This is a genomic window from Acinetobacter sp. FDAARGOS_559 (assembly GCF_003940475.1).
Classification (GTDB): Bacteria; Pseudomonadota; Gammaproteobacteria; order Pseudomonadales; family Moraxellaceae; genus Acinetobacter; species Acinetobacter baumannii.
This window is the reverse complement of sequence record NZ_RKJG01000005.1, coordinates 3,562,612-3,573,794: the sequence shown is the minus strand read 5'-3', so window position 1 is coordinate 3,573,794 and position 11,183 is coordinate 3,562,612. Positions and strand designations below refer to the sequence as shown.

The 11,183-nt window shown below is 39.8% G+C and carries 13 protein-coding genes; all 13 read right to left on the bottom strand.

Going from position 1 to position 11,183, the window contains the following annotated elements; genetic code table 11:
* Positions 1-32 precede the first annotated feature (32 nt).
* A complete protein-coding gene (locus EGS71_RS18820; protein WP_000920731.1) occupies positions 33-686 on the bottom strand; it encodes a tail assembly protein in 654 nt (217 codons plus the stop codon).
* Entirely contained in the window at positions 670-1,425 is a 756-nt protein-coding gene (locus tag EGS71_RS18815) for a C40 family peptidase (protein WP_000778494.1), read from the bottom strand. The genes EGS71_RS18820 and EGS71_RS18815 overlap by 17 nt, the downstream gene beginning before the upstream one ends.
* Entirely contained in the window at positions 1,425-2,222 is a 798-nt protein-coding gene (locus EGS71_RS18810; protein ID WP_000174376.1) for a phage minor tail protein L, read from the bottom strand. The genes EGS71_RS18815 and EGS71_RS18810 overlap by 1 nt, the downstream gene beginning before the upstream one ends.
* Complete coding sequence (locus EGS71_RS18805) at positions 2,209-3,066, bottom strand: hypothetical protein (protein ID WP_000155324.1); 858 nt, start codon at positions 3,064-3,066, stop codon at positions 2,209-2,211. The genes EGS71_RS18810 and EGS71_RS18805 overlap by 14 nt, the downstream gene beginning before the upstream one ends.
* 53 nt (positions 3,067-3,119) lie before the next feature.
* A complete protein-coding gene (locus EGS71_RS18800; RefSeq protein WP_000071080.1) occupies positions 3,120-3,461 on the bottom strand; it encodes a phage tail protein in 342 nt (113 codons plus the stop codon).
* Entirely contained in the window at positions 3,454-3,813 is a 360-nt protein-coding gene (locus tag EGS71_RS18795) for a hypothetical protein (protein ID WP_000012518.1), read from the bottom strand. The genes EGS71_RS18800 and EGS71_RS18795 overlap by 8 nt, the downstream gene beginning before the upstream one ends.
* Positions 3,814-3,822: 9 nt before the next feature.
* Complete coding sequence (locus EGS71_RS18790; RefSeq protein WP_000046515.1) at positions 3,823-7,887, bottom strand: tape measure protein; 4,065 nt, start codon at positions 7,885-7,887, stop codon at positions 3,823-3,825.
* Between the two features lie 58 nt (positions 7,888-7,945).
* The gene (locus EGS71_RS18785; protein ID WP_000720610.1) at positions 7,946-8,347 is read right to left on the bottom strand and encodes a J517_1871 family lipoprotein; all 402 of its coding nucleotides are present in this window, start codon (positions 8,345-8,347) and stop codon (positions 7,946-7,948) included.
* A gap of 54 nt (positions 8,348-8,401) precedes the next feature.
* Positions 8,402-8,749, bottom strand: coding sequence for a hypothetical protein (locus EGS71_RS18780; protein WP_000720535.1), 348 nt, complete (start codon positions 8,747-8,749; stop codon positions 8,402-8,404).
* Positions 8,750-8,780: 31 nt separating this feature from the next.
* Positions 8,781-9,104 (bottom strand): DUF4236 domain-containing protein, encoded by a 324-nt coding sequence (locus EGS71_RS18775; protein ID WP_000523923.1) that lies wholly within the window; start codon positions 9,102-9,104, stop codon positions 8,781-8,783.
* A gap of 8 nt (positions 9,105-9,112) precedes the next feature.
* Positions 9,113-9,289: a hypothetical protein gene (locus EGS71_RS18770; protein WP_001983384.1), complete on the bottom strand. Its 177-nt coding sequence runs from the start codon at positions 9,287-9,289 to the stop codon at positions 9,113-9,115.
* Positions 9,290-9,374: 85 nt separating this feature from the next.
* On the bottom strand, positions 9,375-10,085 hold the full coding sequence (locus tag EGS71_RS18765; RefSeq protein WP_001258720.1) for a DUF3800 domain-containing protein: 711 nt from the start codon (positions 10,083-10,085) through the stop codon (positions 9,375-9,377).
* 543 nt (positions 10,086-10,628) lie between these two features.
* Complete coding sequence (locus EGS71_RS18755; RefSeq protein ID WP_001162958.1) at positions 10,629-11,153, bottom strand: hypothetical protein; 525 nt, start codon at positions 11,151-11,153, stop codon at positions 10,629-10,631.
* Positions 11,154-11,183 lie beyond the last annotated feature (30 nt).

Below are 11,183 nucleotides of genomic sequence, written 5' to 3'. Positions count from 1 at the left end.
AAGGCGCTCATTGCGCCTGTGTTTTTAAGTGTTTACATCAAATCTTCTGGATACTGCCCAGCACTTGCGATAAAGCCACCGACTTCACGCTGGCCGTAAAGCACTGGCACCGGATTTCCTTGTGCAACCGTGGTAACTGCACCGCCAAAGCCTTTGTTGGCACGGTTGCCGTCTTGGTTTTGGTCTTGAATATTATCAATTTTTGGCATGAGCATTGATGCAACCCCTCCCATAGCCATGCCAGCACCTGCACCTATCAATGCAACCTGAGCAGCCTGACCAATACCTGGTATAAATGAAGCAGCTATCAGAATCGCACCAAGTACAAGTTGCAAAATCCCATTATTGCCACCAGCCCCCATTACACGCGGGACGATATGAATAGTGTCTGCTTCAGTATTCATGTCTAGCTGCTCTTCACCGATGTTATCGCCGGTAATGAGCCGCTTAGTTTCGTGGTCATAAATCGCTGGGCGTTTCTTGCCTCGCTTATTACTTGAGTTCTTTGATTTTAAAAACACGGCAAAGCGTAGGCCCTGCTCATGTGCATGCAACATAAAATGCTCAAAGCCAGCGATCTGAACAGATAATGCACGCATGACTTCACGTGTATTTGCGACATCGAGCTTAAATTCACGACCGAACTTTTGCCCCAAGATGCCGTACAACTTAATTGTTTTTAACATCTCTATGCCTCAAGATTTTTACAGTACGTTCAAGCCATTGTTGACCATATATTTCCCGAACAGATTTGCGGTTATATGGATGATGAAGAATTAACGCTGAACCAATGCAGTTTTCACTTTCTTCTGATTTCAACTTTCCGTTATCTCCGAGCCAAACAACCGCATGATTTGGATGTTCAGTACGTCCAACACGACAAACAAGCATATCGCCATATTTTGGTTTATCTACTTCATAGAAGCCTGCTTTCTCATAATTTTCAAGGTAAAGAGAAGGATGATCTTTATCTTCCCACCATACATCTTTACGCTCGAAATCCATCAGTTCTACACCCAATTCACGACTATAAAAATCACGTACAAGCGCATAGCAATCTTGCCAGCCATGAAAATAATTACGCCCCACCAAGGGGGCGCGATAACCAAATGGCTCATAAACTTGAAAATCCAGATCTGGATAGGAGCAAATGACCCACGGCTTTTGATGTAACTCAATTTGAATTAAGTCTAGTTCTGAGGCTCGTGTAGTACCATCTGGATGGGAATGTACATAAGCTAAGATTTCGCCTTGGTCTTCTGCCATAGCTAAATCTTCAGGATGTATTTCAAACTGATCAGATTGAGCTGAAATATTGCGACATGGAATATATTCTTTATTCACAATCACACCGCAGCACTCGGAAGGATAAACTTCAGCAGCATGCGTCTGGATTGCTTTTTTAAGTTTTGCGGTTAGTTTCATCACATTAAACTCGATGCTGGAAAGCCACCAAAGCGGATTTCATTGTTGCGAATACGACATGAAGATAGGCGACCAGAACAGCGATCTAGTGCAGGGTTATCCGTTGGCTCATCTTTATCGGTAAACATTGCCGCGCCTGTGTACTGGCATTCTTCGCCACGATAATCGCCCATCGCACACCAATGGCAATAATTGGAAACCTGTCGGACTGGTATTTTTAAACCTTCAAAGTCGATTGGATTGGATAGTTCAAAAGTGACGGCCTGAGCATTTTCAGATGTCTTTTGCTCGATGTACCAGATTTGCTCTTTTGATTCATTTGAAGCAGTTGGATTACCTGCTGTGAAGTTTTCAGCATCAAGGTATTTAGCAAGAGTGGTAATAACTTTAAGTTTTGCACCAGCAAAGTCTTTAAACTGCAAACAGTAAGCAGACACAGCATTTTGAATACCGTTGATATTGTTGGCCATGCTTAAAGTTGGCGCTGAAGCTTTACCGTCCGAACGCATTTCAAGGCCAGACACCTCAAGCGCCATTGGCTCAAATACTTGACCTTGCCAGATAATATTTCGGTTCCATACTTTTTGATCACCGGTATCAAAAACCTTACCAATGCTTCCTGAATCTGCACCGATCAATCCTTCAGATCCGATCGATGAGTAAATTTTCTCCCAGTCTTGAAAAGCTATATGGCCATGAAAACGTAAAATGCCAGCACCTAAGCTGCTGGCATCTAGTTCATACAAATGGATTAATCCATCTACATAAAGCTTCTGGAAATCACTATTCAGGGTCATTTTCTGTCACCACTGGCATTTCGGGTACTGGTTTAGGAATTTCTTGCAAGCGAATATCGATCCAGCGACCCGTTGAAATATCAACTGGATTATCCAAATCAGCAATAATTGAAGCAGACTCAACATCAAACTTCTTTTTAAAAGTTTTGATTTCAATATCTTTATTTTCTAACTGCTGATAAATCACAGCAAAAAGAATGTTCCCGTTAGCATCTTTTGGCGTTTCGATATACCAACCTTCCGTTGCAAAACCTGACGTTCCTTTTAGCAAGTAGTGCCCTACATCGAGCTTTTCAAAAGTAATGTTCTGCTCAGCAGCTTCATCGTTAGGTTCAATTTTATCTGCAAACAATTTAACAACTGGTGATGCTGACTTAATGAAACCATTTGCATCCACAGTTGTATTTTTTGATGACAAGATTTTACGCCACGGCTGAAACGTATTTACATTCCAGTTTACAGACCTGACATAAAAATCGGAGTTATGCGTTATGCTTAATTGCGCACAAGCATCAGTTGAGTCGTTAAGATCTAAATTAATAATTGCCTGAGAATTGTCGTCAGGATAGTCTCCAGCACTTGAAATATTATTACCATTATTTTGCCAATAAAAGGCATTACCATTTCCCCTCAATGTTGATAATTTTTGACTACCTAATAGAATTGACTTTCCAACTCCAAAAGCACCAACTTCCATCACATTCCCAGCAGCAGTCCCAACCAAACGACTAGCTGCATGGTTGTTATTCGTAAAGTTTTCATTTATTTTTGCGCCAGTTGAACGAAATGTATCACCGCCTGCGCCAGTCGGTGCCGTACCTAAATTTACTGTTTGAATCGTCATTTTCTTACTCGCATAAAAAAAGCCCCTAAAAAGGGGCATCAAAGGGGTTTAAATTAAGGGTAAAAAACTTGGGTGAAAGTCGTTGAGATTTGCCAAACATCACCGCCCAAACAGCGTGGTTGATATTCACCTGTTTTTACTCGGACCTCACCATCTAAAGGCGAATCCCAAAGAAACGAGTCAGCTCCTTTATGGTCATCAAAGAATGCTTTGATTTGCATAATTTCGGCTTTATAAGCCGTTCTTTGATAAGTCCATTCACCAGATCGGTTATTGATACCTACAGCAATGTTTTGTTCATAACCATCACCAAACTTAGAGGACAAAGTATTAAAGCTCTGCGAACCTGAATTACCTTCTAAATCTTGGCACCAAGTGAATTTACGATTACTCATCTTTTTTTGACCACTCAACTTTCATACTTACCGGACTATCCTTAAAACGTTTTTTGCAACTTTCTAGATCCTTCGTATCTTGATCTGGAGCCAATAAACCTGCCCGCCTACTTTCACGAACTGCCCATTCTTTTACATGTTTGTTTAGTAGCTCTGCAGCTTTAGAACTCTTAGATTGTTTTTTAAAAATGAGGGTGAATGACAATCCAAAGACGAAACCCGTTGCATATTCAATTAGATTAAAATCAATTAAATTTGCACTTATGTAGAAAACTACAGCAATCAATAAAGCAAGCAGAAAAGTCATAATGTACTTTTTCACTTTTGTACTCCCATTAAAAAACCCACTCATTCGAGTGGGTTACTTTGATAATAAACCGCCTTGTCGCTGCTCTTGCTGGATAATCGTTCTAACAGCATTGCCGATCATTTGCCCAAGCTGCTTAGAGTCATTTTGGGTATCAGTTTTGCTTGATCCATCCGGATTAACTGTTACATAAACATTGATTGGAACTTGACTCGAACTGCTTTGTGTTTGATTTGAATTAATCGCATCAAATTGTCGTGCCTCCCGTCGGGCTGCTATAGCTTCACTAGTATTATTAGAAACATAACCTCCATTTGCATAACCACTTGGTTTACTTTGACGCATGCTTTCAACAACGCTAACACCACCCCAACGTTTGATATCTTCTTGCGACCATACGACTTCGCCTTTATGCACAATCCCTGCTGGAGTGTGTTTTAGGCCGTTACCTGTATAACCACCATCCGCAAATCCTTGCGGGGTTGCAGCTTGGATGAGAGATACAAATGTACCTGATTTAATTGTCGCGATCGCTGCTGCTGCCGCTTTTTGGTACCAAGTACCTGGCTCATTTGCGTAAGCATCTGAAGCAGCTTTCCACATGTTCATTCCAGCCTGCGCCAATGCGAATGCCCGCTGACTTTCATAAAGAATGCGGTATGCACTTGATGACTCACCAAGCATATTTTTAAACATGCCAGCCAATGCCCCTGTGACACTAGCTCCATAACCCAACTGGAGATTCATTGAATCATTTTGATAAGTAGATTCAATCAATTTCAAACGCTCAAAGTGTTCCTTCATGATTTGTTCACGTTGTGCATTTAGAGCTACCATATTTGCATTTGGATCTTGTTCCTGAGTTTCAATATCAGCAAGCTGGCTATCAAATACTTTTTGAGAAGCATCATAACGGCTAAAGCGCTCCTGTTCTAAAGCGAATTGTCCACTATTACCAGTGATACTCGCCTGAATACCATCCCAGTTTTGAACAGCATTATTCACTTTATCGCGTGTCTCTTTATCCTGATTGGCTTTAGATAATGCGATTAGCTTTTGCCGCTCTTCTATAGAAAGCTTGGTATTCTTAAGAATTTCCTCCCGTTCGAGTCTGTAACGTTCCTGCATGGCTTGGGTTTCTGTCAGTAGAGCTTGTTTAGCCTGAAAAAGACGTTGCTCTTGAGCGAGTTTTAATAACCCTAACTCTTGCTGTTTTTGCTGTTCCAGATATTTAATAGCTTCATCACGCTGATTCTTACTTAATTCAATATCATGAGCCGCATTAAACTTCTTGCGGTCAAAACTATCCTTAAGTAGTTGCTCCTCAGTCATATTGAACTGTTTATAGTCATCAAGCTTTGTTTTAAGAGCTTGTTGAGCTATGGCAACATCATTGTCAGCACGAGATTGAAGTTCTGCCTTAATTTCAGCTTTGCGTTCTGGGGTAAAGTTGGCTCTATCAACATCTTCCAATTTCTTGGCAAGATCATTTCTGATCTTGGTCACTTCATTGGCTACATCGTTTTCCAATTGAAGGCGTAACTTAGCCTGCTCTTCTGCCATTTTTGTGGCGTCTTGAATAAGCCTATCAAAATCTTTAGAGGTGATATCGCCAGCTGCATAGCCATTAATACCAGCCATATAGCCCTGATAATCCTTCCAGTATTGGTTGTTATATTTACCAATACCTTTACCCTTTTGAACATTACCTTCACCAGCATGATAAGCACGTACAGCCTTCTCTAGATCACCCTTAAAGAGCTTCAAAAGATAAGACATATACTTGCCAGCACCTTCAGCAGACTGAGCTAAGTCATAACGGTCTTTTACACCATATTGCTTTGCTGTGCCCGCAAGAAACTGGAATCCACCTGTTGCTCCAGTACTTTTATTGACTAGATCAGTTCGCCCACTGTTTCCAGTTTCAATTGCATGAATTGCAGATAAGGTGCCAGCTGGTAAGTTGTTCTTTGACTCAATTCCAGCAAAGCCATATTTAACAGCATTAGCCTGAACTTTGGCATTAACAGAAAGTACTTTTTGCTGCTTCTCAAGTTCCTTGGTTTGCTGTCTCTTAGAATCAGCTATATCCTCTTCAAGTTTTTTGAGTTCTTGAACCTTATCAAAGTTTTTCTGGAATATTGCCCATTCATCTTTAGTTAAACTGCGAGTTTTAGGGATTTTATTGTTATCGTAAAAATCAGATAACGCTTTACCCATCTCCAGTCCATGGCTTTTAATGTTGATCAGTGAAAAATCAGTATCTAGATTTTTCTGAGCATATGTTTTTTGTAAATCTTGAAGCTTTTTATTTAGTTCAGATACATCTTGACCCGCCCCCTTAGCCCCTTGACTAACATCATTAAAACCTGCTTTTGCATTAGCACCAGAAGTACGAACCTGATTTAACTCAGAGTTTGTTTGCTTCACAGCTTTCGTGTTTTCATCTACTTTCTTCTTGCTATCAGCCAGCTGGTTAATTTGATCCGAACTGATGAATGAAAGTTGATTTAATCTATTGAAAGCTTGGTTTACATCAATAACGCCAGTTTTTAATTCTGCCCATATTCGATAAGCTTCAGCACTTTGCTTATTGTTGTCAGTGATAGACTGAGTAAGTAACAAGAACTCGTTCTGAGATTTGGATAGTTGAGCATTCTGTAAACTTAGTTGCTTTGTCAGTTCACTTTCAGCTGCACGCTTTTGAGCACCTTCTAGCTTCATAAGTTCATCAGCTGCCATGCCTGCATAACGAGATTGCTTCTCAAGCATGTCATTGGCTTTATCGCCATTGTCTCGCATTAGCAGATATCCAGCCGCCAAACTTGCTACTGTGATGCCAATACCAACTGGACCACCAAGTAAACCTAAAAGCCGTGATCCTATCCCTACACTAGCCGCACCTGCCGCTGCCGATCTAGCTTGTGCTGTTGCCAGTGCACCTTCCGCTACTGCCAACTCTCTAGTAACTTGAGCCTCAATTTTCTTTAACTCAGCCATACGAGTTAATGTCGCTGTTCTGCCTTTTTCAGTAATTTGAGATTTAAGGCGCTGTACTTCTAGAGCCTTCTCAGCCGCAATAGCCGCTAAAGTTGCTTGGGTATTTGCTACAACTGCTTGAGTGCTAAGCACTTGTTGAGCAGCAGCCGCACGCTCGGCTTGTATTGCGGCATATTGCGTTACGGTTTGAACCGCTAATTCCTTCGTTTTCGCTGCTACGGCTACACCTGATGCATAAATAGCAGGAATATATGTTCCAAGCCAGTATGCGCCACCAACCATCATTGCAGATGTTAAAACATCTAAGTTACCAGCAAGCGTTTTAATAGAACCTGACAATACTTCTGCTGCGCCAGATCCCTTTCCAGACTCGCCAACAAACTTAGTAATTTCATTGTTAAGCAGCGTTAGCGATTGGCTAATAGTGATATCTGTTTTAGCAAATAATGCATCTACATCATTTTGAACATTTTTAAGCGCTTTAACGATTTCTTGTGAAGTAATTTTCCCTTCCGCTGCTACTGTGCGTAACTCTCCAACAGTTATACCCATACCTTGAGCAATTGCTTTTGCTAATGCTGGGGTTTGCTCCATTACAGAGTTAAGTTCTTCACCACGCAATGTTCCACTTGCTAATGCCTGCCCAAACTGAACTAATGCAGCATCGGCTGCTGAGGCGCTTGCGCCACTAATTGCCACAGCCTTAGATACAGTCTCAGTTAAACGAGCAGTTTCATCCATTGTGAGGTTTAAGGTTTTTGCATTGTCGCTAAAACGTTGGTAAACCTGTAAAACAGAATCCCATGCTGAATAGGTTTTTTGAGCAATTCGGAAGGTATCTTCTGTTGCCTTGTTTAACTCAACTTGGTTGTTAGTTACTAATTTGAGACGGTTTTGAAGACCAGTGTAAGTGTCCATCTTAGAAATGGCAGCACTTACAGTAACCAATCCAGCCATGTATCCAGCAAGTTGACGTGTAGCAACAGATAATGCATCCATTGATTTACTTGCAAAGTCGCCTTTGCGCTCAATGCTATCCAACTCATTGCCTAGATTCCGCGCATTACGCTCTGCATTTTTAGCATCAATTACAATGACGAGACGTGATTCTTGTGCCATCTTACTTTCCTCTAGGCAATAAAAAACCCGCTTTCGCGGGTTAATTGTTTAATTTGAATTAATTTCTCAGTGCTTTCTCACAATATGGCGATGCATTTTGTAAGTTTGGATCTGGGCTGTACTGGTAACTACCTCCACCATAGTAGTTAACTTTTAACTCAAGTTTAGAGTCAGTTTTACTTTTAATCGTTTGCTTTAACCCTGATTGAACAATAATTTCATTACCATTTACTTTTAGCTTTTCAATAGAATCTTTACCATTCCAACTGGAACACATTAGACCAGTGCCATCTTTATTGAATGAGTAAGTCACAGCGTATGGGCCATTATTGCCCGTCCAAAAGCCATTGAGATCCGTTGATGTTGGTATTACAGACATGTATTGATTATTCATCATATCTGTTGTGGCTGCACAGCCTCCCAAACCTAGAACCAAACTCAATAAAATAATTTTTTTCATACCCACAACCTATTTTATAAAACTCGAATATGCTAACAACGTGTGATTATTCAATTATTCATACATTGCCATGCAACCCAAGTAATATTTTGCTGAGAATTCATTTAACTGTTCTTCTTTTATTGAGGGTGTTGAGTAACTTGGTTGCTCATAAGCATCACGGGTAATTAAGTTGATAATTTTTTGCATATTTTTATCAGGATTCTTTTTAAATGCATAATCATTAGCCTCCAATGCTTTCATTAACGGCATCCCATTTTGCTTTTGTTGCATAATTACATTTGCAATTTCCATTGTATTTCTACAATTTCGCTCATGCTCACTATCACTCACAGGTTGAACTGGTTTAGCTAATGCTAGTAAAGGAAAGAAGATTAGACCTATTAAAATAATCTTTTTCATATAAAATGCACCCAATATCAACACTTTAAAATTAGCTAATAATCCAAATAAAAATTATTAAAGCTATAAATAAAAGAACTCCACTGATTATCCATTCAGATTTAGGGTAACCCCATACATTATCTGGATTATTAAAATCAGGTTCTCTTCTACGTGTCGTTTTATTAGTATGACTAGAGAACTTAGAATAAGATAAACCAGTACCTGGAATACCTACTGTTGTGCGAGTACCCTTCTTACTTACATTTACACGTGCACCTTTCCCACCCACAGAAACACTTGATAGCCCTTTTTTACTAATATTGACACGGATTCCAGGAGCAATTTTTATACTTTTTCTAAAATTCAATCCCATCACATCACCTATCTAGAGCAGATCTTTTTAGAAGCACTGATGGAACCATCATTACAAACAAACTTACTACCATCGCAATGACTTACCCCACCTTTCTTACCAGAGCACGGTTGTCTCCCTCTACCTGCTTCCGCAACACTTAATGAGCTTAAAACTAATAAAAGACTTAAAATGACTTGTTTCATGGTTTTTACCGTTTGTTATAAAGTGTACTAACTTTAACAAACTGGTTAACAAATGTCACATAAAGCAAAACCACCCGAAGGTGGTTTAGACAGCTTCATCAACAACGTTATCCACTTTGTCTTCTTTTGGAAAGAAAAGCTTATGATTGGTATTTCGGTTTTCTGCCATAAATTTTCTTGCTGTCATGTCTTTAAATTCATATGCCGACCAGACCAAACCTGCATAGAAGTCTATAAATTGTAGCTCAAGGCATTTTGAGCTATCCATTGGCATAATATTGCATGACTGGTTAACAATTTGGTTTTCAATGCCACATTCTAAAACCATCTGCTTTAAATACTCGCCCATATTCCATTTCAACGAAACCCGCTCACTTCTTCTGTCAGGCATAAAATCTACATATTTATGCTTGCAGATAGTCCCAAGAAGTAAAAGCTTCACCATATAATTATAGAAAGCATTTGGGTCGCTCTTGAATCTTGCATTAACAAATTCTTTATTTGCTGTAATTGAGCGAAGCTGTATATCTGGATGGTCTTTGATAAGTTTCGCAGTCAATTTGACGAATATTTCTTTATCTTTTAGATTCAAATCAACTGATTTTAATTCATTTTTTAAAGGTCTTTTTCTTTTTTCATATAATGCTCTTACAATACGCTGAACATACTTAACCTTATTCTCAGGCAAACAGATTGCCGCTAACGTAAGCATTCGACTGGAACCACCCTTTTGATAAGGCTTTTCCATGTTCCAACCTAAATCACCACTTTCATCCAAGTATATAAATGTTCGCATATTTTATTATCAAGCATTAAAAAGCCCCTAAGAAACTTAGAGGCTAGAATTCGGTGCGGCACCTAGAGGCAACGTATTTACAATACGTTTACGATTATCGCAGTGTTTATCGTACCTCAATCTAGGCGTGGTGTATTTATACCGCGCTGCGACTACATTGATAGAATATTTGATAATGACATTCCTGTCAATAAGGAATTTTAACGGGAATGTCAACCACTTGACCGTATTATGTTACATCAATCGCGCTAAATCACGTCGCAAAGTCTAAGTTATATACCGAAGTCAGCATTTAAGTCTTCGTCGCTCGTTGCGTCGCCTTATTATGCGCCTCATCCAAGAACATATCGTCAAGCGTAAAGATACAGTCATTAAAGATGTAACGCTCCACTGGCAAGTCGTATTGTTCTAAATAAGCATTAATTGCTGAGATATCTAACGCCAGAGGAACACCTTGTTCATAGCGTCTAGATCTTGCAATCGTGTTATATGCAGACAGGATGGCATTAGCTACATACGAATAGTCAGGAGCATCAGGAAGCTTTACGCCGAGCGCTTCTCTTTGCTTTTTTTCGTGGTCCGTGAGCCCTGCGTACTTGCTCGCGAAGGTGTAGAGGGTTGTGACTTTCCCACAACATCATCTCGATATTGGTTAGCTTCTGATTGAATCTTTTCTGATTCAGTACGGATAAATGACCAAATTGAAACGCCTAAATCACCCATATTAAGTAATTTAAATGCATTCTCACCATTGAATGTAGGCTCTGTTTTTACCAACTCACCTTCAGGGTCTTCCTCAACAAAAACCACTCCTTTCCAGTCTTCAATTAAATGGCATGCAACTGCTTCCAATAGTAATTCATGAAAGAGTTTGTCATCGGGTGAAGCTTTAGCAACATCAAATCCTTTAGCTGTGATTTGGTTATTCGCACGCTCTAAAGCTACTTGATAAGGCTTATATCCAATGCCTCGGATTTTGAACTCAGCAAGTACATTACCTTCTTCATCTTTATATTTGCGCCACAAACTAACGTCTTTATTTCTTTGAATATTGACTTCAAGAGCCATGTTATATCTCCAAATAAGAAGGCAGCAATA

Excerpts from the sequence above, each read along its gene's own strand:
- EGS71_RS18820 (WP_000920731.1), bottom strand. The coding sequence starts at position 686 with ATGTTAAAAACAATTAAGTTGTACGGCATCTTGGGGCAAAAGTTCGGT.
- EGS71_RS18815 (WP_000778494.1), bottom strand. The coding sequence starts at position 1,425 with ATGAAACTAACCGCAAAACTTAAAAAAGCAATCCAGACGCATGCTGCT.
- EGS71_RS18810 (WP_000174376.1), bottom strand. The coding sequence starts at position 2,222 with ATGACCCTGAATAGTGATTTCCAGAAGCTTTATGTAGATGGATTAATC.
- EGS71_RS18805 (WP_000155324.1), bottom strand. The coding sequence starts at position 3,066 with ATGACGATTCAAACAGTAAATTTAGGTACGGCACCGACTGGCGCAGGC.
- EGS71_RS18800 (WP_000071080.1), bottom strand. The coding sequence starts at position 3,461 with ATGAGTAATCGTAAATTCACTTGGTGCCAAGATTTAGAAGGTAATTCA.
- EGS71_RS18795 (WP_000012518.1), bottom strand. The coding sequence starts at position 3,813 with ATGAGTGGGTTTTTTAATGGGAGTACAAAAGTGAAAAAGTACATTATG.
- EGS71_RS18790 (WP_000046515.1), bottom strand. The coding sequence starts at position 7,887 with ATGGCACAAGAATCACGTCTCGTCATTGTAATTGATGCTAAAAATGCA.
- EGS71_RS18785 (WP_000720610.1), bottom strand. The coding sequence starts at position 8,347 with ATGAAAAAAATTATTTTATTGAGTTTGGTTCTAGGTTTGGGAGGCTGT.
- EGS71_RS18780 (WP_000720535.1), bottom strand. The coding sequence starts at position 8,749 with ATGAAAAAGATTATTTTAATAGGTCTAATCTTCTTTCCTTTACTAGCA.
- EGS71_RS18775 (WP_000523923.1), bottom strand. The coding sequence starts at position 9,104 with ATGGGATTGAATTTTAGAAAAAGTATAAAAATTGCTCCTGGAATCCGT.
- EGS71_RS18770 (WP_001983384.1), bottom strand. The coding sequence starts at position 9,289 with ATGAAACAAGTCATTTTAAGTCTTTTATTAGTTTTAAGCTCATTAAGT.
- EGS71_RS18765 (WP_001258720.1), bottom strand. The coding sequence starts at position 10,085 with ATGCGAACATTTATATACTTGGATGAAAGTGGTGATTTAGGTTGGAAC.
- EGS71_RS18755 (WP_001162958.1), bottom strand. The coding sequence starts at position 11,153 with ATGGCTCTTGAAGTCAATATTCAAAGAAATAAAGACGTTAGTTTGTGG.